Genomic DNA, 24,634 nt, shown 5'->3' with positions numbered 1-24,634 from the left:
TCGGCCGTCAGTCGAACGAGCGGTCCGCGCGGCGGAGCTCGACGGCCTCCACGCCAGGCGTCTGGTTCAGCTCGGCCGCCGTCTGGACGGGCGAGCGGTCGCGGCGAAGTCGGACGCGATAGGCCAGGTCGATCGAGGCGCCCTGACGGGCGGTCTCGATCGAGACCAGGGTCGCGCGGGTGGAGACGTCGGCGAGGATCCGCTCGATCGCCTCGCGGACGTCCTGAGCGGCGGCGAGGCGGAGCTTCAGGTCCACCTCCGCGCCCGTCCAGGCCGGGTCGCGGCGGCGGGGCCAGAGGACCGGCGAGGCGATCCCCACCACCCCCAGGCCCACCAGGGCGACCAGCAGGTCGTTCGCCCCCGCCGCCATCCCGACCACGACGGCCAGGATGACGAACGCCGTGTCCTGCGTGTCCTTCACGACCGTGCGGAAGCGGGCCACCGACAGCGCGCCGACCAGGCTGAAGGCCCGGGCCACGCTGTCGCCGATGACCTGGGTGGCCATCGCGATCGTCACCGAGAGGAGCACGAGGGTCGTCAGGAACGTCGCCTGCGGCGGCCCCAACCCGCGCCTCGCCCAGCGGTAGACGCCGGCGACCACGCCGCCGAGCAGCAAGGCCGAGGCGATCCGCCAGGCCATCACCGTCCCCGGCAACGTCTCATTGTTGGAAAGCGATTCCAGGATCCAGGCCGGCATCACAACCCCTCCGCCGCCGTTGCGGCGGTTTGACTCCCCAAGGCCATGATCTCACTTTTCGACCGCACGCGCCTCGCCCGTCTCTCCCCCGGCTTCTCCCGCCAGGGGTGAGTTTATGCTTGCGCCGGATTGCGTTCAGGGTGCTTTCGCGTCCCGGACGGCGGGGAGGCCCAGGAGGTGCTTCCGGCGGGCGTCGGCGAAGGCTCGGAGGCTGAGCCCCCGGCCCCGGCCTCTCGCGGCTTCCGGCTTCGGGGCGTCCGCGTCGGGGGAGGTGGCGGCCAGGAACGCCTCGTAGGTCGAGAGCTTGCGCGTGTCGGCCCGCACGTCCTCGTCGATCTGGGCCTTGTAGCGGGCCACGATCGGGCCGAGCGTCTCCCAGTCGAGGTCCTTCTCGGCGATCGCCTTCACATACCCGAGGTAGCGAGCCCGCAGCGCGGGGACCGCCAGCAGCTTGCTCCGCAGGGGCGTCCGCGCGGAGTCCAGCCCGACCAGCGGGTCGAGATCGACGCTCCCGAAGCCCGGAGGGCCGAAGCCGGGACCGCCCGGACGCCCGCCGCGACCTCCCGGCCCGCCGGGGCCTCCCGCGAATCCACGACCGCCGCCCGGAGGCCCGCCGGGGCCCCCCGGACCACCAGGGCCGAAGCCGGGACCACCAGGGCCGCCCGGTCTCCCCCCCCTCGGTCCGCCGGGGCCGAAGCCCGGAGGGCCGCCACCGCCCTGGAACGTCTCGTTCATGTCGTGGGGGATGACGTGGAACCGGCCCCTGGGGTCCAGATAGAGGCTGTAGTCGCTGGCGCGGGTCCAGTAGCCGTCGCCGTTGACGAGGACGTTGTCCAGGGCGAGGAACTTCAGCACGCCGTCGATGTCGAGGATCGGCTCGAGCGCCGCTTCGAGCCGGTCGGCGGGCGTCTCATTCAGGGTCCGGCAGAGGGCGATCAGGGCCTTCCAGGCCGCGTCCTGTCCCTTCTTGGAGGACTTCAGCTCGTAGCGCTGCTTGTAGGGGGCGAGGTCCTCGCCGTGGTATCCCAGGCCGCCGTCGGCGCCGGGGTTTCCGGGAACCTTCCAGCGGGCCCCTTCGTCGGTCCCGTAGTTCTCCGTCAGGAACTTCTTGTCGAACTGCTGGACGTTCACGTAGACGCCCCAGTTCTCGCCGTTGATGACGACGCGGACGAAGTTCGCCTTCGGGGCGGGGATGGATCGGCGGGCGATCTCCGAATAGAGGATGGTGTGCAGGAAGCTCGGATCCTCGTGGGAGTTCAACAGGTTGAGCGTCTTGTAGCCGTCGAACTTCTGGTCGGCGTCGGTGAAGTCGAGCGAGACGTTGAGCGACCGCTTGCGGCCCTCGGAGACGGTGAAGTACGACGACTGGCCCCGGAAGTGGACGCCCACGCCCTTCATCTCGCGGCCGTCGACGCGGAGCGTCGCGGGGACCTCGACGTCGGACTTGTAGAAGGTGGAGAGCTGCGACTCCCAGTCCTCGTCCTCGAAGTCGAGGAACAGCGTGCGGAAGACGTCCGGGTCGTACAGGGGGCGGCCGGGATGCGCGGCGACCTCGGTCGGGGCGATCTTCGCGCCGGGCTCGGCCGGCCCGGCCTCGCCGCCGCCGAAGCCCGGAGGGGGCCCGAAGCCCGGCCCGCGACGGCCTCCCCGCGCGCCTTGCGTCGACTTCTGGGCCGCGACGGCGGCGCGGCGTTCGTCGGCGTCGAGGCGGCCGTCGCCGTCCTTGTCGTGCGTCTTGACGAGCTTGCGTTCGCCGCCGCCGGGCCCGAATCCCGGAGGACCTCCCGGCCCGCCGGGGCCGAAGCCCGGAGGGCCGGGGAGGCTGGAATTCACGGCCGCCGCGAGGGACTCCGCGTCGAGCCCTTCCTTGTCGGCGTTGCGTCCTTTGACGAAACGCTCGGCGGCCGTGGTGGCTTCTCGGGGGCTCAGTCGGCCGTCCTTGTCGGCGTCGGCGGCCTCCAGCAGAACGGGCCCGAAGAACGTCCCGGGGCCGAAGTCCGGGTCATCGAAGGCGGGCATTCCGGGAGGGCCGGGAATCAGGCGGTTCAGGGCGCGTCCCAACGATCTGGCGTCGAGCGAGCCCTTCCCGTCGGCGTCGGCCGTCTCGAAGAACTTCGCGGCGGCCTTCCCGGCCTCCTCGGCGGTGAGGCGGCCGTCCTGGTCGGCGTCCCCCTGCTCCAGGATCATCGGCGCGAGGAACATGCCGGGACCGAAGCCCCCTCCCGGCCCTCCCGGCGGCGGCCCCTGGAACTCCTGGATCGGTGCCGCCTCCAGGGCCGACGCTCCCAGGTAGGCGAGCCCGGCGGCCAGGCCGACGCCCAGGCCCATCAAGATCCGCATCACGGCCGTCGGCATGGCGTTTCCTCGCGTCGAAAGCTCGACCTGTCGCGGGCGACGTGCGGCCATTCCGTCGGTCTCGCCCTCGATGGGATTATGGAGGTTTCGCGAGGCTCGCTCCGTAACAGATTGTAAACGCCCCGGAGCCCTCGGGCGGCCGGAGCGGATTCATCGGGAACGGGACGAGGCGCGAAGCCGGCGCGCCGCTTGCGTGGAAGACGAGCGGACCCGGTGAAAAGATGAAGGGAGGAGGGGCGATGGGCGACCACCTGGCGACTTATCTGACGGATCACATGGCCGGCTCGGTCGCGGCCGTGGAGCTTCTGGAGCGGTTCAAGGAGGAGCACGGCGACGACCCGATCGGCCGGACGGCGACGCAGCTTCTCAAGGAGATCGCCGACGAGCGCAAGGTCCTCGACGACCTGGCGGAACGAGTGGGGGCCTCGGTGACGCTTCCGCGCAAGGCGGCCTCGTGGATCGCCGAGAAGGCGGCCCAGCTGAAGCTGCGGTACGACGACCCCCAGGGGGGCCCGCTCCGGCGGATGGAGAGTTTCGAGGCCCTGTCGCTGGGGATCGAGGGCAAGCGGCTCCTCTGGCGCGCGCTGGCGACCGCCTCGGCCCGCCGCCTCGAACTCGCGGGCCCCGACTACGACGGCCTCATCGCCCTCGCCGAGGACCAGCGCCGCCGCGTCGAGGTCCACCGCCTCGCCGCCGCCGAGGAGGCGCTGACGGCCGGGACGGGGACGACGACCTGACGGGACGCCGCGACGACCGCCCGCCGCTCAGCGACGCTCGTCGAGCTTCCTGGAGAGTTCCTCGACCTGGGATTCGAGCCGTTTGAGCCGGAGTTCCATCTCGCGGGAGGACGTCGCCTCCGGGGCGTCGGCTGCGTGCGCCTTGGTTCGCGCGGCGATGAGGCGGTCGCCGGGCCGGAGGCGGTGGTTGACGGCGCCTTCCGCCCCTTCGAGGATCGCCCGGACGTCGATGGGATGCGACTTCGGCTCGCCGGCTTCCGGCCGCTCGCGGACGAGCAGGACCTTCCGGGCATCGGCGTCGTCGGCCAGGCCGCCCGCCAGGACCAGCGCGTCGAGCACGGTGTCCGAGCCGGTGACCTGGAAACGGCCGGGCGCCGCGAACGCGCCGATGAGGTAGTAGAACTCGCTGTTGTAGCCGACGACGTCCACGAAGACCCGATCGGCGTCCTTCGGATCGATCGGGACCGGCTTGCCGGTCTCGCGGTCATGCCCGACGAGGCCGAGCCGGTCGTCGCTCAGGTACTTCTTCAGGTGGATCGTGATCTTCTCCTTGATCTCCGGGATCGTCAGGCCGGCGACCTCGACGTCGCCGTAGAATCCCAGCGTGATCTTGCCGTCCGCGCGCACGAGCCGTTCGCCCGAGATCGGCCGACCTTCCAGAGCCTGGAGGACCTCGACGAGGATCAGGTCGGGCGGCTGGACCACGTAGGGGCGGAAGACCCTCGGCGGCGTCTGACCGGCCTGTTCCGCCGCCGGGCCCGGGGCCGCCGCCGCCGCAGCGGGCTCTTGCGGGGGCGGCGTCCCCGCGCGGCTGAGGCCGACGGCCGCGAGGATCGCCAGCGCCGAGGCGGCGCCCAGATGAGCAAGCTTGAGCATGAACATCCTCCGTACAACGTGATGGGAAAGCGCGATCGGACGGACGCCGACGAAGTTCAGGGCCGACCGGCCCGCCAGGGTCTCGGCCGCCCCTCGCGCCGAGGCTCGGATCAGCGCGGCGGGGACGACCGGCGTGACGGCCCTTTCGGCCTCGATCCCCTCGGGCGCGAGGCCCCGGCGTCGCAGGCGGCGACGGAGCAGGTCGCGGGCGCGGGCCGATCGGCTGCGGACGGTGCCGAGCGGGCATCCGAGGCGGGCGGCGGCCTGCTCGTGGGTCAGCCCCTCCCAGTAGCAGAGCACGACGACCTCGCGATGCCGCGACGGCAGGCGGCCGACCTCGTCCCGCAGGGCGCGGTCGATTTCGACGTCGGGGTCGTCGGCGACGACGAGGGACAGACCGGCTCGCGCCCTCTCATGCTTCCGTCGCCTCGCCGCGTCGACGCGCGCCCGGGCCGCGACCTTCGCCGCGACCCCGTGCAGCCAGCCGCCGACCGATTCCAGCCGTTGCGCCTCCCGGAGCCGCCGGGCCAGGACCAGGAAGGTCGCCTGGAAGGCGTCGTCCGCATCGTCCGCGTCTCCCAGGATCCCCCGACAGACGCGCCGGACCATCGCCCCGTGGCGGTCGAGGATCGCCTCGAAGAACGCCTCGGCCTCCCCGCCCGGCTCCCTCCCCGCCCGGCGCAGGATCTCGCCGTCCGTCATCCCGGCGAGCGAGCCGGATTGAAAGAGCGTCGCCAGGTCCCGCAGCCTTCGCCCCGCCGAAGCCTCCGCCATGCATCCCTCTCGACCGGCCGATCGACGACTCCTCCGCCCGCGACACTCCCCATAGTGCCGGAAGCGACGCCGGGCTATCCACGATTTCCGCAGGATTCGCCGAACTCCCAGCGGGCCGTGGTCTCTCCGATCCCTCGACGAGCCGATTGAGGAAGGGGGATTCCGCCGGTTCGCCGCGAGGCCTCGTCGAGGGGCGGCGACCATCGAGCGACCCAACGCCTCCCCGCTCGGCCAGGCTTCAGCCGCCTGCTCCCTTCCCAGGGAAGGAATGCAGAGCGGGAGCGTTGAGAAGTCCCCCTCAGCTCGCCTCCAGGTTTCTCCAACCGTCACGAAAACACCAGGCTCGGGGGGCCGACCGCCCCGGGCCTGGGTCTTCGGCGCGGGGCTTGCGTTATCCATACGTCATCACTTCGAGCCCCGCCCCTTGATCGACTTCGGGTGGTGACCCGGACACTCCGCCGGCTTCGGCGGTCGAGCGATATCAAGCCCGCGTCGAGGCGCGGGCCAGGAGGCCTTCCCATGCGCACTACGATCCGGACCCTGATCGTCGGACTCGCGATCCTCATGTTGAGCGGCTGCGCCGGCTCGCGCTGCCTGCATCGCCCATGCGAGCCCGAATGCGCCTCCTCGTTCGACTCCCCCTCGCCGTTCACCAGGACGTCGAAGTCCCTGCGGTCCTCGTGGCTCTCCCAATGGAGCCTCGCCCGCCTCTGGAATCGCACCGAGACCCCGCGCGACGTCACCGTCCGCCCGGAGGAGACCCCGATCCCCGGCGCGATCGCCTCCCGCTCGGTCGCCGTCAGCGGCGTCCTGGACCTCCCCCCGGCCCCGGACGAACGCGAGGACGACTGACCCTCCACGGGTCGTCCGGGGCCGCGCCCGGGGTGGGGCCCCGCATTGAAACATCACGAATCGGCCGCAATCAGCCGAACACGCCGATTGACTCCGTGCGGGACCGGTCGCAATGATGCTGCGATCCAGGTTTTTGCTCTCACGGAGCCCGCCATGCCGCGAAAAGCCCGCGACAGGACGACCCAGGGCGTCTCCCAGGATGCTAAATCGGAGGAGCTCGATTCGCTCGAAGGGGTCAAGCGGCTGATCAAGTACTGGCGACGGGGGCGCGGGATCGTCCCCTTGATCGGCGCGGGGATCTCGGTGGAGTCCGGGATTCCCGCACTCTCGGGGGTGGTCCGCTACCTGGCGAAGGTCCATTTCTTCCTGGAACACCAGGTCTACCTGCCCCCCAGCGACGCTCCGTCCGAGGGTTGGAAAGACGGCCTGCGAATCTCGACGGACGACTACCTGGACGCCGTGGGATGGCCGGACCTCCACCAGCTCGACACGGACCTCTGGCGCTGGCTGCAGCGGCGGGCGGCGGGCCTTCCCACCGACGCGACGTTGATGGAGCAGGTGGTCCAGATCTCGCTGCGCGAGGAGCTGAAGGGCCGCGAGGCGCGGTGGTTCCATCGCCTGGAGGCCGAGGCCCCGATCCCCTTGAAGGGCTGGCTGGCCCGGCCCGCTTGCGTGGCGGAGGGGCCGCGGAGCGAAGCGTGGAAGGACCTGACGCTGGCGGGCGACTGGAAGTCGCTGCTGGGGTTCGTGACCAAGGGGGATCCCGGACGAGTCGACGCGCTGTTCCAGCAGCTGGTGAGGGGTCGGCTCCCCGGGACGGCCCACCGCTTCCTCGCGTACCTGGCGAGGCTGATGGACTGGCGGCTGATCCTGACGCTGAACTTCGACGCGCTGGTCGAGGACGCGATGCGCCAGGAAGGGCTCAAGCCCGACGTGTACGACGTCTCCGACGAGGCCGGGATGCCGAACGCGGGGCTGCTGGCGCGACGGCTGTCGATCGTCAAGCTCCACGGCGGGATGTACGGGCTGAAGGTGGGGGAGCGGATCGACCAGCCCCTGGACGAGGAGAGCAAGGCCCGCCTGATCGCCGCCTTGCCGCGAGACCCGGTGATCCTGGTGCTGGGCTGGGCGGGCTGGGACCGGCGGGTGATGGATCTGGTCAAGGCGATCCTGGGGCGTCGAGACTCCGACGCCCATCCCGTCGGCGCGCCGCCGGAGGTGCTCTGGCTCCGGTTCGAGGACTCGACCCCCGAACGTCTGGAGGAGCTGCTCGACGCCTACCCGGAATTCCGGGGGCGGGTGAAGCAGGTGCAGATCTCGGACCTGGCGGAGTTCCTGCGGGAGGCGCAGACGCGGGCCTCGAACGCCCACGAGCGGAGCCTGGCCTATTATCCGCCCCATTCCCAGCGGCCGCTCAGGCCCTCGCGGCCGTCCCCGGAGCTGGAGGAGCACCAGCGTCAGAGGGGCCGGATCTACCTGTTCGCCGACCCGGACAAGATGAGGCCGCCGGAGGCCGACGGCAAGGCGACCTGGAAGGCGTGGTTCGAGGCCCATCCGCCGTCCGACGAGGGCTCGGTCGCCATGTCGGCGTTCGCCAGCCTCTATCGGGCCACCCACACCCAGATCTGGGTGGACGTCGAGTCGCACCCGACCGTCGGCGGGGTCATCGAGGAGATCTTCTCGCAGATCCGCCGCCGCGACCTCCTGCTGCCGCCCAACGTCGTCACCCTCGGGGAGCTGGCCCAGCCCGGCCTGATCGGGACCCACGAGGACGCCGACCGCGACGCCGTCCGGCTCCGCTGGGAGCGCGACCTGGGGAACGCGGTCGACCGGCTCGTCCAGGCGTTGAGCCGGGGCCGCTACCTCGTCGCCCTCGACGGCGTGGGCTCGTTCTGCCGGCCGCCGACGATCCACCACGGCATCCCCCGGGTCGAGGACATGGGGATCGTCGGCTCGAACACCGAGCTGTTCCACGACTTCGTCGCCAGGCTGGCCAGGGCCGCGGCGGGGACGGCCCACGAGTCGATCCTCTGCCTTTCCCTGGACATCCCGTCGCCGCGCCGGGCGGACGGCGACCTCGCGACCCTGCGCGACGCCGTGCGGTCGGTCGCCCGGCTTTCCCGCGTCGTCGAGGGCCTGGACGACGTCAAGCTCGTCGGCCGCCACGGGCCGGCCGAGCCGCCGCTCGCCCCCCTGCCGAAGCCCGGCGGCGGGGTCGACCTGGAGGACGTCGTCGACCGCCTGGTGGCGTATCGCCGCCCCCGCTCGATCGTCGCCCTGCGGAACATCCTCGCCCCCGACGCGAAGGGGGCGGCGGAGGCCGGGGAGGAGTCGCCCGGCCGGCCGACGAGCGAGGAGGCGGACGAGGACGTCGACGGCCTGCTCAAGAGGATGGAGGACGCGCGCTGGATCCACCGCGTCGAGGGCGGCGGCTACTGGATGAGCATCGCCGTCCGGGACGCCCGCTACGCGGCGATGTCGGCGGACTGCGCCACGACGAGGATTCGGAGCCTGCTGTCCCAGCGACCGCTGGACCTCAAGGCGGCGGCCGCGACGTCCCGCAACCTGCTCCGGCTCCATCAGATCCACGACCGCATCGCCCGCTACTACTACGCCGAGTACTACCTGGCGAGCCGGCACATCGACTGCCTGCTGGAGTACCTCTACCACCGCATCGCCTCGATCCGATTCCTGACCATGCGGACGGCGTTGCCCGGGACGACGCCCGACGCCGCCGGGGGGGTCGCCACACCGGACCACGGGTTCCAGCGGTATGACGACCTCCGCGCGTTGAGCCGGGTCCTGCGGCGTGAGATGAGCGCGATCTTCAGCCACATCCCGCCGGACAACCTGTACTTCTGGATCAAGTGGATCGAGAAGCACGACCTGCCGCGGTTCGAACTCTCCCACTTCGGCGCCCCGCCGACCACCGACGCCGGCCGGATCGAGGAGCTGACGCGGCGCGTCTGCCGCCGCATCAAGAACGACCTCACGACGACCCGGCTCCGGCTGCTCCGCGAGAAGACCGAGTTCACCCTCTGCGTCAAGGAGCTGTACGCGCTGGTGGCGGAGCACCTGGGGCAGCTCGACCAGCTGCTGCGGCGGTCCCCGAACCGCCCCCCGGCCCCGACTCCCGACGACGCCGCCTTCGGGGCGTACGAGGAGTACGTCCGGTCGCTGGCCCGCACGCTCTTCGACGAGCCGGGCACCGTCCGGTTCTGGAAGGCGCGGATCGTCGCCCTCTTCGACCACGAGTGGAGGTCGGCGCGGCTGGAGCGGATGGAGGCCGTCGCGGGGGCCTCGCCCCCCCTGCTGTCGGACGAGGCGAACGGCCGGTTCCTCGACGTCCCCACCCCCCCCGGCGAGGTCGACGAGCGGGAGCGACGGTTCGTCTGCATCGCGGTCGGCCGGCTGTTCGAGCTGATCGACGTCCTGCTCGACGTCCTCCACTGCCGCAAGAATCAAAACGTCTTCGCCGAGGCGAGGCGCCAGGCGGAGCTGATCCGCGACATCCTCGAATCCCTGATGCGGTTCGCGCTGGAGGAGGGCCCGCATTCGACCGACCCCCTGGGGCCGTCCCTGCTCCTGGAGGAGCCCTGGCTCGACAAGCTCGAGCGGATGAACGTCCGGCTGACCTTCCTCCGGGCCGACCTGCTCGTCGCCCCTTACAACCGATGGTCGGTCAAGGGCCGTCCCTTCGCCTGGAGGGACCTCGCCCAGGCGCATTGCGAGGAGTCGGTCGAGCTCTGCCGCGAGGGCCTGGAGAAGATCCGCTCCGTCGCCGGGGTCTCGGACTCCGAGTACCCGATCTACCGGAGCTATTTCTACACGATCAAGGCCCGGGCCCACGCCCTGCTCGGCCAGTTCTCCAAGGCCTATTCCAGCCTCGACAAGGGGGCGGCCGGGCTCTCCCAGGACCACGGCGTGGCCCGGCTTTCGCTGGCGGTGATCCAGCTCCGCCGCGCCGAGACGGCCCTGATCCGGTCCGACCACGTCATCCTGAACGACTTCGCCTTCCGCCGCACGCGGGACCTTGAGGAAGGCTTCCGCCGCCGGCGCGCCGTCGGCAAGTCGTACTATCGCGAGCTTTCGACCGAGGGGATGCGCTACCTCCACGGCCAGGCGTTCCACGCGCTGAAACGGCGGGGCGAGGCGGCCGACGACCGCGCGGTCGAAGCCTTCTGCGAGGACCTGGACCACATCGCCCGCGCCCTGCGTCGGAGCCTCGCCCACTGGAGCGGGAAATGGCTGTCGAGGATCCAGGAGGACGACGGCGGCCGCGGCCTGGCCGACGCGATCGTCGGGGCCCGCCAGCGGCTCCGACGGGCCTGGACCTCGCTCGAACGCGCCCGCGTGCTCATCATGGGGGCCCGCCGCAACGTCCACTGGTGGCGCCTGCTCTACCAGAGCCAGGCCCAGTACCACTTCGAATCACTCCTGCTGCTCGTCACCGAGCCCGTCCCGCCGACCGGCCTGGAACGGGCCCGGGCCCGGCTGCACCTGAGCGTGCTGGAGCACCTCCGCCACGGCCTGAGGGCGATCCGCGACGGCCTGGACTGCACGCTCCCCCAGGCCCGGTTCGACCCCATGGGCCTGGAGCCCCGCGAATCCGAACTCACCCTTCGGGAGCGGAGGCTCCTGGACCTCTGGGTCCAGTTCCTCGTCGTCAAGTTCACGTACGAGGGAATCCGCCAGTCCGAGACGACGGCCGACGCCCTCCGCCTCGCCCAGAAGGGGCTCCAGAACACCCCCGACGCGGCGTATCTCTCGGCGATGGTGGGCGCTCCGGAGGTCGCCGCCTGGTGCGACGGGCTCTGGGAGTGCTGGAAGCACGTCAACGCCATGGAGGCCATGCCCGACGTCGAAGGGCCGGACGCCGACGACGTCCCGAAGCGGTTCCTGCGCGAGGCGTTCATCGATCGGGACCGGCCCGAGGCCTGCGGACTCAAGGCCCGCGCGTACGTCGAGCGGCAGGTCCTCCGCGCCTTCAGGACCGACGACGTCCACGGCGGGCTGAGGCTGCAACGGACGCAGAACGGCAACTTCGCCTGGGCCCACCCCGACGGGGCGCCGCCCTCGATCGCGGAGACGCCGCCGGGGGGGTGATCTGATCGACGCCGCGATCGAGAGGCTCCGCCCCGATCGGCCCGCCCCCCCCCGCGCGGCGACCTCGGCTATAATGCCCGAGGCCCGGGCGACGACTCCGGGGCGGCGGGGTGGACTCGGGAGGCGGCGGGATCATGCGGATCGACGGGCGGATCGGCTCCTGGGCGTGCGTGGCGGTGCTCACGGCCGCGCTCACGGCGGCGACGACGACGCAGGCGCTGCGGCGCTATCACGACCTGGGGACCGGTTGGTCCTGGGACCTGGCCTATTACAACCAGTGGTTCTGGACGCTGACGAAGGGGGACGGCGTCCTCTCCGTGCGTCCGATCGCGTCCTATGCGATCGAGGGGCCTTCGGCCTGGAAGTCGAACTATCTCGCGCCGGTGCGGTTCCTGATCCTCCCCCTGTACGCGGCCTTCCCCGACCCTCGCACGCTGCTGGTGCTGCACAACGTCGTCTTCTGGTGGCTGATCCCGGCGGCCTTCACGCTCGCCCGGTCGGAGTCGGGCTCGAACCGCGCGGCGCTGGCGGCGACGGCCCTGGTCCCGCTCTGCCCCCTGCTCTGGCCGCTGGCCTGGAACGACTTCCGGGAGCTGGCGATGGGGATTCCGTTCGTGCTCTGGGCTTACCAGGGGGTGCGGAGCCGTCGGGCGGGGCTGACGACGGCCGGGGTGGCCGGGATGCTGGCGTGCCGCCAGGAGTTCGCGGTGATGGTCGCGGCGCTGGCGTTCCTCCCCCCCCGCGAGGACGAGGACGTGGGCCGCAAGGCCCTATGGCGGCTGGTCCTGTTCGACCTCGGCCTGGGATGGATCCTGTTCGCGTTCTTCGGCTACCTCTACCTGATGGTCGGCCCCCGCGCCCCGGCGGCCTACGTGGAGCAGTTCCTCGGCCCCAAGCCGACGCTCTCGCAGACGATGGAGACGATGGGGTGGGTGTTGCGGGACGGCCTGGGCCCCTGGACGGCCCTGGCCCTGCTGGCGCCGGGCGCGGCGATCCTGGCGGCGCCCTGGCTCTGGAGCCTCTGCAACGGCCAGTGGGCGATGCGGATGCTGTCGGAGACCTCGTGGCACCACGTCCGCTACGCCGTCCCGACCGTCGCGACCACCCTCGCCGCCGGGCTGATCGGCTATTCCCGGCTGGCCGTCCGGCTGCGAGGCCGTCGCGGGGGGCCGGCGATCCTGGCCGCCGTCTGGCTGGCCTCGGCGGGGGCCTCGGCGTTCGGGCTGCACGCGACCCTGGCCCGGATGGAGGCGATCCCGCCGCCGGTCGACGCGGCCGACGTCGAGCCTTACTGGGCGTGGGCCCGCGAGGTCGGCCCGGACGACGCCGTGCTGGCCTCCTACGAATTCACGGCCCCCCTCTCCTCGCGCCGGTCCCTCTACAGCCACGTCCTCCAGGTCAACGAGCCCAGGGGCTACCCGAAGCTCGACCCGGAGTTCCGCTGGATCTTCTGGAAGGTCCCGGGGCTCGACCCCGCGATCTTCGTCGACCAGGGTTTCGCCGTGGTCCACCGGGGCCCGTCGCTGGTCGTGCTGCGACGCGCGGGGACGCCGTAGGCGAAGGACGCGCGCGTCATTACAATGGGCCGCATGAACGCCATCGTCGTCGCCTGCAACAGCGTGCATCTGGGATTCCTCGGGGCCTACGGGAACGCGTGGATCGAGACGCCCAACCTCGACCGCCTGGCCGCGCAGGGGGTCGTCTTCGACCACCACTTCCCGGAGAACCTGACCACCCTTCCCACCCGGCGGAGCTGGTGGACGGGCCGCTACGGATTCACCGACCCCGACCTCGGCTGGACCCCGCTCCGTCCCGACGAGTTGATCCTGCCCGACCTCCTCAGCCCCCGGGGGGTGCGCACGGCCCTGATCTCCGACACCCCGTTCCTCCGCGAGACCGGCATGGGCTACGGCCGCGGATTCGACGACGTGGTCTGGATCCGAGGCCAGGGCTACGACCCGTTCATCCCCGCCGACGACCCCCGCGTGAAGGGGGTCCGGCTTGAGGACGAGCCCGGCCTGCGGCTCCCCCCCGAGGACGAGGACGACCCCGATTCCGCCGAACGCTGGCGCACCCGCTGGGAGCAGTTCCTCCGCAACCGCAAGGCGATGGGGACCGACCGCGAGGAGAACACCGGCGTCGCCCGCACGGTGAAGGCCGCCGTCGACTGGCTCGAGCGCCGCGGGGACGACCCCGAGCCCTCCCTCCTCTGGCTCGACCTGTTCAGCCCCCACGGCCCCTGGGACCTCCCCGACCCCTACCGCGACCAGTACGCCACCATCGAGCCCGACGAGTTCGAGTCCGACGACGAGGGAGACCTCCTCGACGATTCCACGGACGACGAGCCCGAGATTGACGTCGAGGACGTCCCGGTGCTGATCGACGTCCCCGCCGGCGCGGTGGGCGACGTGATCGGCGAGGCCGAACTCTACCGCCTCCGACGCACCTACGCCGGTGCCGTCACCCTCGTCGACCGCTGGCTCGGCGAGCTGTTCGACGCCCTGGAACGGACCGGCCGCGACCAGGACACGCTCCTCATCTTCACCAGCGACCAGGGCGAGCCCCTCGGCGAGCACGGCTTCGTCCGCCGCTTCCGCCCCTGGCTCTATGAGGAATTGATCCACACGCCGCTGATCATCCGGCTCCCCGGCGGCAAGCACGGCGGCATCCGCCACCAGGCGATCGTCCAGACCGTCGACATCCTCCCCACCCTGCTCGGCTTCTTCGGCGTCCGTCCCCCCGACGACGCCCCGCCGATCCACGGCCGCGACCTGCTCCCCCTGATCCGGGGCGAACAGACCAAGATCCGCGACTACGCCTGCATGGGCATGGACGTCGAGGAATTCGCCATCCGCACCCACGTCTGGCACATGATCCTGCCCCTGGTCGACGACCCCGAGGAACCGCGACGGCCCGAACTCTACCGCAAGCCCGAGGACCGCTGGGACCAGAACAACGTCATCGAGCAGCACGTCGAGGTCGCCGAACACCTCGAACTGACCCTCCGCCGCTTCGTCGAGGCCCTCCCCCGCGAAGGCCTCGACGAACTCCCCCCCGTCCGCGACGTCGCCCGGCGAGGTTGAGCCGTTCCGGAGCCCGGCGCGGGAAAGGCCTTATCTCAAACGCCCACCGGCCCGTCGCGCGAGGCGCGACGGGCCGGTCTGCGTTTCGGGCTCATCTCGTCCGGCTCAATAGAGTCCGAAGCGAGAGCCGCCGATCACGGGGAGCCCCTGGGGGGTCGGCCCGACCTGAGGAGAAGGGGCGGCCTGGGGAGACGGGGCGGCCTGGGGGCTCGCCAGGGGGGCGTGGCCGGAGCAGGCGGTGCAATGACCGCCCTTGAGTGCGGCCTTGAAGTCCTTGATGTGCTTGCAGATGTGCTCCTCCTTCCAGGCCCGGACCTTCGCCGCCCGGGCCTTGAGCCGATCCACCAGCCAGCACGAGGCCTTCTCGGAAACCGTCTCGACGTAGCCCTGGGCCGACGGGGCGACGGGCGACCCCTGGGACGAGGCCAGCGGCACCCTTGCGTGATCCGGGCAGGGCGCCAGGGGCTTGGCCCAGATCGACTCATAGGACGTCGGGAACATCACGGGCGGAAGCTGCGCCGGCGAGTCCTGGGCCGTCGCATGCACCGCGTGACCTCGCGGCGAGGCCTTCCACTTCCAGAACGACCAGCGCCGTGGCCGCGACGGCTCGGCCGCGATCGGCGCCGCGTACGTCTGGGTCGTCGTCTCGACGAAGGCGGGCTGCTGGGCCTGGGGCGTCGGAGCGTCCGCGACGGCCGTCGTCTGGACCGGGATCGACTCTTGCACCGGAGCCTTGGCCGAAGGCGGGGGCGTCGGGAGGATGGGCTCCGCGGCAGGCTGGCTCACCACCGGCTCGGGCTTCGGCGGGGCCAAATCTTCCTCGACTTTCGGAGCCTCCTCGACTTTCGGAGCCTCCTCGGGCTTCGGAGCCTCCTCGGGCTTCGGCGCCTCGGCGGGCTTCGGCGCCTCCTCGGGCTTCGGGCCCTCGGCGGGCTTCGGCGCCTCCTCCAGCTTCGGGGCCTCGGCAGGCTTCGGGGCCTCGGCGGGCTTGGGCGCCTCCTCGGGCTGAGGGACGTCGAGGGCGGGGGGGGCTTCGGGCTTGTCGGCCGGGGGGTTGCCGGGGGCCGGGCGGACCGGCGGCGGCGGCGGGAGTTGGGCCGATCGGATCAACTCGGAATCGGCGGCCTCGCGACGGGGTTCGTCGGCGTCCGGCGGCGTCATGGCGAGCCGGGCCGGCGGCTCGGCGGCCTCCGATACAGGGGGCTCGACGGCGGGCTCCTGAACCTTTTCGGCCACCGGCGCGGGGAGCTCGAACGTGGGCTCATCGCGGGGCTTCTCGGCCACCGGCGCGGGGTCGTCGCGCAGGAGGCTGGGGCCGTCGGCGGGCTCGCGGGGGGTGGGCTCGTCGGCGGGCTCGTCCTCGACCTCGGGCGTCTCGCGAGGGGGCGAGTCCGAGGAGAGCGAGTCCGGCAGGCGGATCGGCTGGCCGAGCAGCGTGGGGACGTCGGGGGCCTCGACGCCCCGGACCGGGAGGACGAGGTCGTCGTCCTTGCGGGACCGGGTCATGCGGGCGATGGCCTCGTTGGCCTCGATCGCGGTCATCTTCCGCGACGGGGCGGCGTCGGAGCCGGCGTCGTTACGCCCGAAGATGGGGCCGCGCTGGGGCTGGCGGGTGATCCAGGGGGGCCTGGCGAACTGGTGGACGCTCTCCCACCCGCCGCCGCCCTGCCGGGGCCAGATGTTGGTCGCCGGGGCGGACCCGGGCGAGGTCTGGGTGGTGGGCTGATAGCCGCCGCCGAAGCGTCGAGACCACCAGCCGCGAAGCCCAGCCGGAGCCGGGGCGGCGACCGCCGGCCCCTCGACGGGCGAGGAAGGGCCGCGCCGCTGGGCCCCCGCGCACCCGGTCGACCCGAGCAGCAAGCAAACCGCGACGGTCCATCCTCGCGACGTCCACATGGCGTTTCCTCCCGCCTGGAGAGGCGCGAGCCTTTCGGTCGCGACCCTCGCATCCTCACCGAACCACTCCGGATTCATCCGAAAGTGAGGATCGGCATTCCCCGACGTGCGTCTCGGGCCATTCCCACCCTTCGGCCCGGCCGCCGGGGGCGCGACCCCGTCTCCGGGGAAAGTCGCCGGGACCGGCAAGGTCGACCGGACCGCCGCCACCGGTTTGAACAATCGGCGACGACACGCTAGGCTGGAGGGCCCCCGGACGCGAGGCCTCGACATGGGACGGAGAAGTTCGTGCGCGGGCGATCCCGCGGGCCTCGACGGCAACCCGAAGGTCGGACGATGATCAACCCCCAAGCCGCAGAACGGTTCATGGCCGCCCCCTGGCTCGAGTCGGAGGACCGCGAGCTCAAGGAGCAGCTCCTCCGGTCGCTGGCCGAGGAGCGCGCGCCCAAGGGGGCCATCCTCCTGGCCCAGGGCCAGATCAACGACCACCTCTCGTTCCTGATCGAAGGGACCGCCGAGATCGAGCGACGATCCGAAGGCCGGGTCGACCCGATCACGACGCTGACGGCCCCGGCGGTCTTCGGGACCACCTCGTTCTTCCGCCCCGCCCCCCCCCGGCCACCGTCCGGGCCACCTCGGACGTCCGGCTTTTGACCCTGCACCACCCGGCCTATAAGGTGCTCCGCCGCGACCACCCCAGGGCCGCCGAGGCCCTGGCCCTCGCCGTGCTGCGGGCCATCTCCGAACGCTTCGACCTGATCGACCACCTCTTCGCCGAATACATCCGGAACCACCCCCTCTCCTCCGCCGCCGACGCCTCCGAATGGTCGCGGTTCCGCTCCCGGCTGTTCGAGGAACACGCCATTTGAACCCGCCCCGCCCTCCGGAAGCGAGTTGACGCCGCGCGGCCGGAACGGCACAATGGAGGAGCGTGGCGAGACGTCGATCACTACGCCCGCACGAGACGACCGGACTCGTCCATCCCGAGACGATCGCCCCGCCCCGCCCATCCTTTGAGACGATCCCCGGCGCGACGCGCCGAAGAAGTCCCGTCCCCGACGACTTCGCCCTCGAACGTCGCCCGAGCCGGTATCGATCCGATCCGAGCGACGCCCGCGCCCCGTCGTCGGCGTGGCCCTCCTGATATTCATCAAACCGAGCCCTTCAAGACGCACTCATGAACACTTCATCCCCGTCGACGCGGCAAGCGGACTATGACGCCCTGCTCAAGGCGGCCGCCGGCTCAGGGGCGCACGGACACCTGGTGGACGTCCGCGAGGCGCTTCGCCCCGTGCTGGGCCCGAACCGCCCCCTCGTCATGCTCTGCCCCCACGCCGACGACGGAGCCATCACCGCCGCGTGCCTGATGCACGAGTACGCCATCCGTCGCGGCCTCCCGGTCGTCGAGGTCCTGGTCTTCGCCGGCGAGCGGAACGTCGCCGCCCCCTGGCTCAACGACCAGAAGAAGGTCACCATGCGCGAGGCGGAATTCCGCCTCGAATGCAACGTCCTGGGCGCCGAGGCCGTCTGCTGGAACCTCGAAGGCTACCGCCAGCCCGGCTATTACCCCACCGAGACGGACGTCAAGAAAGTCGTCGACTGGTTCGCCAAGCGTCGCCCCGGCGCCATCATCGTCCCCCCCGCCAACGACGCCCACGCCGCCCACCGGGTCACCCGCGCCCTGGCCGCCGTCGGCCTTCTCGGCGCCGGCCTGCACGACACCCTGGTCATGACCGGCTGGACCCCCTGGGGGCCCCTCCCCCAGCCCAACGCCTACTTCACCTACGACGGCGAAGGCGAGCGCACCAAGGAGTGGGCGATCCACTGCCACGCCTCGCAGATCCTCCTGACCGACTACACCCAGTATTGCTCCCACCTGGGCCGAGCCTACGCCGCCCTGACCCGCGAATGGGCCGAGGGCCACAGCCTCGCCGGCCGCGCCCACCGCACCGACGACCGATTCGTCGGCGTCGAGCTCTTCGAGCTCGAAACCTACGACCCCAACCGCGCGACCAACACCCCCCCCGACCCGATCCACGTGGCCCTCGGCCTGCTCCGCGAGCCCGCCGCCGGCCCCGCGCCCGCCGCCACGCCCACCACCACCAGCGCCAAGTCGGCCTCCGGGGCCGCATCGGCCTGAACGAACGCCGGAAGCCGGGATGAAGGGGCGGGGACGGAGCCGCGACCACGCCCCCCCTCCCCCCCGGCCGTCGCCGACATCGCCGGATCTTGAGGACCCGAAATGAGCCCGTCGCCGAAGCCCGCCGAACGCACCCTCCACCTCGCCGAATCGAACTCCACCGTCCTCGTCTTCGCCGACGCCGACGCCGCCAGCAAGGCCGCCGCCGACCGGATCGTCCGGATCATCGCCCAGGCCGTGGCCGCCCGCGGCAAGGCGATCCTCGGCCTGGCCACCGGCGCGACGCCCGAGAAGGTCTACGACGACCTTGCCGCCCGCGTCCGCGACGGCGGCCTCTCGTTCCGCGACGTGACCACCTACAACCTCGACGAGTACTACCCGATCCAGCCCCTCGACGCCCTGAGCTACCGGACCTACATGCACCGGCACCTCTTCAGCCGCGTCGACCTGGCCCCCAACCGGGCCCACATCCTCGACGGCACCGTCCCGGAGACCTTCGCCTCCGAGCACGCCGCGCAGTTCGACCGCTGGATCGACGACGACGGCGGCCTCGACCTCCAACTCCTGGGGATCGGCCGCAACGGCCACATCGGCTTCAACGAACCCCTGGACCTGACCGTCGAGGCGTTCGCCGCCCTCCCCACCCGCCTCGTCGACCTCCATCCGATCACCAAGGTCGACGCCGTCCGCGAATTCGGCAGCGTGGACGCCGTCATCCCCCGCGCCCTGACGATGGGCGTCCGCCAGATCCTCGGTGCCCGGACGATCCTCATGCTGGCCACCGGCCCCAAGAAGGCCGCGATCGTCGCCGAAGCCCTCAAGGGCCCCATCACCGCCGCCGTCCCCGCCTCCCTCCTCCGCACCGTCGCCGACAAGGTCGTCTGGCTCCTCGACGAACCCGCCGCCGCCGAACTGGGCTGACCGCGATCAGCCGGAGAAGGCACCGCGCAGCGCCGGATGACAGGGCGACCAGCACGTCGACCGTCGGCAATCCGAGCCCGGGCCCTAACGTCCTTCCCCCCTCGCGGGGGAAGGTGGCCCGCAGGGCCGGATGAGGGGGAAGACGAGCGCGAGAGCCGTCGGATTTCGTCGTGGATCCTCGCAAACCGGCGACGCCCGGCGAGAAGGCCTGAGGATTCACCGCCTCGCGCGGGCGTTCACCGCTCGAACGACCAGAACGGCGCGGGGGTGAGGAACGCGTGCTGCTCGTAGAGGCTCCAGACGCCCCCCCAGGAGGTGTACTGGGACAGGAAGACGACCACCACGTACACCACCGCGACGACGACGATCGCGAGCCGTCCCAGCAGGCGGAAGAACCAGTGGCTCCGGCTCTCGCGGCGGAGCGAGCGGGCGTAGGCCCAGCCGACCAGCAGCCGCGCCGGGGCCAGGAAGACCACGAAGACCAGCCCCGGCAGCCACGCGGCCTCGCGCGGGATCATCTCGATCTTCAGCAGATACAGCGGGATCGAGGCCGCCAGCAAGACCAGGAGCGCGAACGCGAACGCCCAGGGGGCGTGCCGGAACCGCTCGCGCGCCGACCGCAGCCCGAACAGGGCCGACGCCCTCCCCTCCACCGCATACCCCGTCTGCAAGAACGGCAGCACCGGCGCGACGCACGCCAGGGCGATCATCCCCAGCGGCCCCAGAAGCGGCAACCGCGTCGTCGCCGCGATCATCGACGTCGGCACGACCAGCCAGGCCAGCGTCCCCAGGAACCCCACGAACCCCAGCCGGAAGTAATACGCCGGCCGGAACCGCGCCACGAAATCCCAGAACCCATCGCGCGAGGCGGCGTACAGCCCCCCCTCGCGCCACCGCCGACGCAGCCAGAACGGCCCGCCGAACGGCCAGAGAAAGCGTCGCAGCCGCCCCCCGCGCAGGAAGGCCGTCAGCAGGTGCAGGCACGTCAGCCCCCACACGGCGACCGCCGCGAACCGCCAGCCCCGCTCCACCGCCCCCCCCGGATCGATCACCGCCGCCGAGTTTGCGTATGACCCGACCAGCCAGAGGGGGATCATCGAGATCAGCGTCCCGACCGCCATCCCCCCCACTCGCCCCGCCAGCCGCACCCCGAACACGCCGTCCCGCAACCGTCCCGTCCGCGCCACCCGGCCCGACGACTCCAGCAGGTAGCCCAGGCTCAGGAACTGCAAGATCGGCGTCGACGCCAGCACCGCCAGCCCCAGGACCAGCGAGACCAGCCCGAACAGCCAACCCGCCCCCGAACCGACCCGTCGCGCCAGCCCGCCGAGCCTCGCGCGAACCCCGCGCCGGGGCGAGGCCGGCGACTCCTCGACGACGGACTCGACCATCGGAACATCCAGGAGCAGGTCGGCGTTTCCCATGTCGGGGATTACCTGCCCGCGACGATCAAGGTTTCGAGACCCTAACGTCCTTCCCCCCTCATCATGACCGCTTCGCGGCCTGTCTTCCCCCGCGAGGGGGGAAGAGCAAGGATGCTTGTCACCGCTTTTTTGGGAATGTCTTCCGATGAACGCCCTGCCGACCATCCGCCGCATCCGCCCCGACGACCTCCCCGCCGTCATCGACCTCTTCCGCGACACCGTGCGCCGGGTGAACGCCCGCGACTACTCACACGAGCAGGTGACGACCTGGGCCCCCGACGAGGTCGACCCGGCGCGCTGGGCGACCATCCTCGACCCCTCCCGATTCGCCGTCGTCGCCGAGTCCGACGGCCTGCTCGCCGGCTTCGCCGACCTGGAGCCCGACGGCCACGTCGACCGCTTCTTCGTCCACGCCGACCGCCAGCGCTCCGGCGTCGGCCGGGCCCTCATGACCGCCCTCCTCGCCGAAGCCGCCCGCCTCGCCCTCCCCCGCGTCTTCTCCGAAGTCAGCATCACCGCCCGCCCCTTCTTCGAAAGCCAGGGCTTCGCCGTCCTCGCCGAACAGCAGGTCCTCGTCCGGGGCGTGACGTTCACCAACTACCGGATGGAACTCCTCTTGAAATCGTCGACGTGACGGGAACGCGTTCTAGGCTTGTCGTGATCGGCGGCGAACGCCCTCGGCGCGGCCCATCGGGGGCCGGGGGGGCGGGCTCCGCCGACCGGAGGATGAGCTGAATGAATGGCGCGAAGCCGGGGCGACGGCCCCGCAAGAAGCACTTCCCGATCGAGGCCCTGGAGCCCCGCGAACTCATGACGGCCTCGCCGGCGTTCGCCCCGGCGATCGTCGCGGACGCGGGGGCCGACCGCCCCCCGGCGGCGATCGGACGGCTCCGCGCCGGGGTCCAGACCTCCTGGGACGCGACCGACCTCGCCCGGCGACCGCCCCCCGCGCACCAGGCGGCCCGGCCCGCCCCGCAGTCCCATCGGCGCGGCAAGGCGGGCCCGAGCTACGACCTGGCGGTCCAGTTCTCGTACGTGACCTCGCCCGGCAACGCCTCCGTGGGGATCCACGGGTTCACGCCCCCCTCGCAGGCCACCGTGCCGGCGCAGCCCGGGGGGGACACCTATCAGGAGCTGGGGGGCGTCCCCTACGTCTACGCCATCGGCCGGACCGAGATCACGGCCGGGCAGTACGTCACTTTCCTGAACAAGGTGGACCCGAAGGGCGAGAACCCGGTCCAGCCCTACACGAACGTCCGGCTGTGGGTCGAGGACTTCTCGCCGGTGCTCAACCCCTTCTCCGGCCAGATCAACTTCGTCGAGGACGCCGATCCCGGCTCCCACTATCGCCTGGCCGCGGACTTCTGGCGCGACAAGCCGCTCGTGAACGCCAACCTCTTCCACTTCGCCTACTTCGCCAACAGCCTGTACAACGGGTCCACCGTGGCCGCCGACGACGCCCGGGGTCGGAGCCCGCTCGGATTCCCCGTGCGCACCCAGGCCCGCTACGTCGACCTCTCCACGCGGATCGACACGGGCATGTACGACCTCCGGGACGCCAACTACCCCTTCTTCACCCGCCTGGACACGTCCGGGTACGTGATCCCGAGCGAGGACGAATGGGTCAAGGCGGCGTACTTCTCGCCCCGCCCCACCGGCAACGGCACCCATTACTACTATTATCCCACCGTCGCCGACGCCCCGCCGACCCCGCTCCATACCGGGGGGGACCGGCCGACCGTCGACGCCCTGGGGAACGTCGTCCGGGCGAACCTGACGCCCGGGGTCGCCTACGCCAACTACCACGACAAGGTCTTCTGGCAGCCCCCCTACGCCCCCCCGTCGACCGACCCCGGCGCGAACGTCGTCAGCGTCGGCCAGGCGAGCACCCTCTCCCCCTGGCTCACCTACGACCAGGCGGGGAACGTGGTCGAATTCACCGACACCATCACCGCGGCCCCGGCGTACGAGATCAATCCGCACGGCCTGCCGGTCTACGTCAAGGCCCACGGCGGCATCGCCTCCGCCCCCGATTGGCAGCTCTGGCTCACGGCCACCGGCACCACCGACCCCTACGGCCAGCGGGCCGGCTTCACCGACACCCAGGGGGGCTCCCGATTCGGCTACCTCCCGGACGCGAAGGCCGACCGGAAGCTCCCCAACTCCCGACGCGCGACCCCCTCCCGATTCGCCAGCCCCCCCGCGAGCGCCGGCCTGGTCTACCGCCTGCTCGACCTGGCCTCCCGAGAGGTCGTCTCCACCCCCGACCTCGCCGCGGCCGTCCGCCTCGCCGCCGCCCCGACGTCCTACACCTACCTCGGCGCGATCGCCGGCCCGAAGGCCTGAGCCGCGGGACCTGGAGCCGGACGCCGAGGAGCGCCCGGCCTCGGGGTTTTCGTGATCCGCGGCGGTTCTCGCTTGACACGGGGGGCGGGGACGACGAACCTCCTTGACGGCTAAATTGAGATTTCTTAATTCGACCGATGTTTCGCGCGAGACGGCCGCGAGGGCCGCGTCGCCGCCGTCGAGAGATTCGCCCTGATCAAGCCACCGGCGCTTCTTTGCAAAGGAGGGGAACCATGTCGGGAGGATCCAGGCTTCGTCGTTGGATCGGGGTCGCGGCGGCGCTGGCGCTGGCCGCCCTGACGTCCGGGGCGCCGCCCGCGAGGGCCGACTCGCTCCAGGTGAAGAACCTCGTCACCGACGACCCGGCGGTGAACCCGGCCGTGCTGACCGACCCGAATCTCAAGAACGCCTGGGGCCTCTCCGCGACGGCCGCGAGCCCGTTCTGGGTGTCGGCCAACGGCACCGGCCTCTCGACCCTCTATCGGGTCGACGGCCGCACCAACGCCCCCACGAAGGTCGGCCTGGAGGTGACGATCCCGGGCGACGGCAGCGTGACCGGCCAGGTCACCAACCCCCTGGGCGCCGCCGGCGCGTTCAACGGCGACGCCTTCTTGTTCGCCAGCGAGGACGGGACGATCTCCGGCTGGCGGGGCGCGCTGGGGACGACGGCCGAGATCCTCCAGACCGGGTCGGCCGACAACGTCTACAAGGGGACCGCGTCGGCCGTCGTCGACGGCCACGCCTACCTCTATTCCGCCAACTTCCGCAACGGGACGATCGACGTCCTCAAGGGGGACTCCGGGGCCCCCGAGCTGTCCGGCCGGTTCACCGACCCCAACCTGCCGGCCGGCTACGCCCCGTTCGGCATCCAGCGGCTGGGCGACACGATCTACGTCACCTACGCCCTCCAGGACGCCGCCAAGGAAGACGACGTCGCCGGCGCGGGGCACGGCTTCGTCACCGCCTTCGACCTCCAGGGGAACCTCATCAACCGGATCGGGACGGGGGGGACGCTGAACTCCCCCTGGGGGCTGGCGATCGCGCCTTCCACGTTCGGCTCGTTCGCCGGCGACCTGCTGGTCGGCAACTTCGGCGACGGCCGGATCAACGTCTTCGACCCGACCGGCGGCAGTTTCCTCGGCCAGCTGAGCGACCTGAGCGGCCAGCCCATCGTCATCGACGGGCTCTGGGGCCTGATGGTCGGCAACGGCGGCGGGGCCGGCAGCCCGGACAAGCTCTACTTCACCGCCGGGCCGAACGACGAGACCCACGGCCTGTTCGGGGTCATCCAGTCGGTCCCCGAGCCGTCGTCCGTGCTGCTGCTCCTCTCGGGCTCGGCCGTCGCCCTGGCGGCCGGTCGCCGGCGCCTGGCCCCGCCCGGCCGCCGCGTTTCCTGAAACGACGGCCCCCGACTCGGGGTAACACCC

General features: G+C 71.6%; 17 protein-coding genes. 12 read left to right on the top strand and 5 right to left on the bottom strand.

All coding sequences use genetic code 11. The features are described 5' to 3' along the window. Positions 1-7 precede the first annotated feature (7 nt). Together VT85_RS10940 and VT85_RS10935 are read right to left on the bottom strand one after the other, a co-directional pair. Entirely contained in the window at positions 8-697 is a 690-nt protein-coding gene (locus tag VT85_RS10940) for a DUF4956 domain-containing protein (protein WP_068414605.1), read from the bottom strand. Between the two features lie 135 nt (positions 698-832). Further along, the gene (locus VT85_RS10935) at positions 833-3,052 is read right to left on the bottom strand and encodes a CotH kinase family protein (RefSeq protein ID WP_068414602.1); all 2,220 of its coding nucleotides are present in this window, start codon (positions 3,050-3,052) and stop codon (positions 833-835) included. Positions 3,053-3,291: 239 nt separating this feature from the next. Between VT85_RS10935 and VT85_RS10930 the strand changes: the two genes are divergently transcribed. Then, on the top strand, positions 3,292-3,789 hold the full coding sequence (locus VT85_RS10930) for a hypothetical protein (protein WP_156512804.1): 498 nt from the start codon (positions 3,292-3,294) through the stop codon (positions 3,787-3,789). 27 nt (positions 3,790-3,816) lie between these two features. On the opposite strand, the gene VT85_RS10925 is transcribed toward VT85_RS10930, so the two are convergent. Continuing rightward, positions 3,817-5,439, bottom strand: a complete 1,623-nt coding sequence (locus VT85_RS10925) for a sigma-70 family RNA polymerase sigma factor (protein ID WP_068414596.1) — start codon at positions 5,437-5,439, stop codon at positions 3,817-3,819. A gap of 519 nt (positions 5,440-5,958) precedes the next feature. On the opposite strand from VT85_RS10925, the gene VT85_RS10920 reads away from it, so the two are divergent. The 4 genes from VT85_RS10920 (at position 5,959) to VT85_RS10905 (ending at position 14,480) form a co-directional block, all read left to right on the top strand. Then, the gene (locus VT85_RS10920) at positions 5,959-6,291 is read left to right on the top strand and encodes a hypothetical protein (protein WP_068414593.1); all 333 of its coding nucleotides are present in this window, start codon (positions 5,959-5,961) and stop codon (positions 6,289-6,291) included. Positions 6,292-6,444: 153 nt separating this feature from the next. Beyond that, positions 6,445-11,397 (top strand): hypothetical protein, encoded by a 4,953-nt coding sequence (locus tag VT85_RS10915; RefSeq protein ID WP_068414590.1) that lies wholly within the window; start codon positions 6,445-6,447, stop codon positions 11,395-11,397. A gap of 134 nt (positions 11,398-11,531) precedes the next feature. Further along, positions 11,532-12,953, top strand: a complete 1,422-nt coding sequence (locus tag VT85_RS10910) for a DUF2079 domain-containing protein (RefSeq protein WP_156512803.1) — start codon at positions 11,532-11,534, stop codon at positions 12,951-12,953. Positions 12,954-12,986: 33 nt separating this feature from the next. Then, entirely contained in the window at positions 12,987-14,480 is a 1,494-nt protein-coding gene (locus VT85_RS10905) for a sulfatase (RefSeq protein ID WP_068421814.1), read from the top strand. A 105-nt stretch (positions 14,481-14,585) separates the two neighbouring features. On the opposite strand, the gene VT85_RS10900 is transcribed toward VT85_RS10905, so the two are convergent. Then, positions 14,586-16,376, bottom strand: a complete 1,791-nt coding sequence (locus VT85_RS10900) for a hypothetical protein (protein ID WP_068414584.1) — start codon at positions 16,374-16,376, stop codon at positions 14,586-14,588. A gap of 336 nt (positions 16,377-16,712) precedes the next feature. On the opposite strand from VT85_RS10900, the gene VT85_RS28425 reads away from it, so the two are divergent. From VT85_RS28425 to VT85_RS10885, 4 genes are all read left to right on the top strand, one after another. After that, entirely contained in the window at positions 16,713-17,030 is a 318-nt protein-coding gene (locus VT85_RS28425; RefSeq protein ID WP_197491214.1) for a cyclic nucleotide-binding domain-containing protein, read from the top strand. Further along, positions 17,027-17,245 (top strand): hypothetical protein, encoded by a 219-nt coding sequence (locus VT85_RS28420; RefSeq protein ID WP_197491213.1) that lies wholly within the window; start codon positions 17,027-17,029, stop codon positions 17,243-17,245. The genes VT85_RS28425 and VT85_RS28420 overlap by 4 nt, the downstream gene beginning before the upstream one ends. A 308-nt stretch (positions 17,246-17,553) precedes the next feature. Next, positions 17,554-18,516 carry a PIG-L deacetylase family protein gene (locus VT85_RS10890; RefSeq protein ID WP_082858524.1) on the top strand — a complete coding sequence of 321 codons (963 nt, stop codon included), beginning with the start codon at positions 17,554-17,556 and terminating at the stop codon, positions 18,514-18,516. Positions 18,517-18,618: 102 nt separating this feature from the next. Beyond that, complete coding sequence (locus VT85_RS10885) at positions 18,619-19,437, top strand: glucosamine-6-phosphate deaminase (protein ID WP_068414581.1); 819 nt, start codon at positions 18,619-18,621, stop codon at positions 19,435-19,437. Between the two features lie 236 nt (positions 19,438-19,673). Here VT85_RS10885 and VT85_RS10880 read toward each other — a convergent pair whose 3' ends face one another. Next, positions 19,674-20,861 carry a hypothetical protein gene (locus VT85_RS10880; RefSeq protein ID WP_068414578.1) on the bottom strand — a complete coding sequence of 396 codons (1,188 nt, stop codon included), beginning with the start codon at positions 20,859-20,861 and terminating at the stop codon, positions 19,674-19,676. A 145-nt stretch (positions 20,862-21,006) separates the two neighbouring features. On the opposite strand from VT85_RS10880, the gene VT85_RS10875 reads away from it, so the two are divergent. From VT85_RS10875 to VT85_RS10865, 3 genes are all read left to right on the top strand, one after another. Then, complete coding sequence (locus tag VT85_RS10875; RefSeq protein ID WP_068414575.1) at positions 21,007-21,495, top strand: GNAT family N-acetyltransferase; 489 nt, start codon at positions 21,007-21,009, stop codon at positions 21,493-21,495. A gap of 101 nt (positions 21,496-21,596) precedes the next feature. Next, complete coding sequence (locus VT85_RS10870) at positions 21,597-23,207, top strand: hypothetical protein (protein WP_068414572.1); 1,611 nt, start codon at positions 21,597-21,599, stop codon at positions 23,205-23,207. Positions 23,208-23,440: 233 nt separating this feature from the next. Beyond that, a complete protein-coding gene (locus tag VT85_RS10865; protein ID WP_068414568.1) occupies positions 23,441-24,604 on the top strand; it encodes a TIGR03118 family protein in 1,164 nt (387 codons plus the stop codon). Positions 24,605-24,634: the final 30 nt, after the last annotated feature.

Origin of the sequence: Planctomyces sp. SH-PL62 (genome assembly GCF_001610895.1) — a bacterium.
Taxonomy (GTDB): domain Bacteria; phylum Planctomycetota; class Planctomycetia; order Isosphaerales; family Isosphaeraceae; genus Paludisphaera.
The sequence above is the reverse complement of the archived record's forward strand: the minus strand, read 5'-3'. Positions and strand labels throughout refer to the sequence as shown.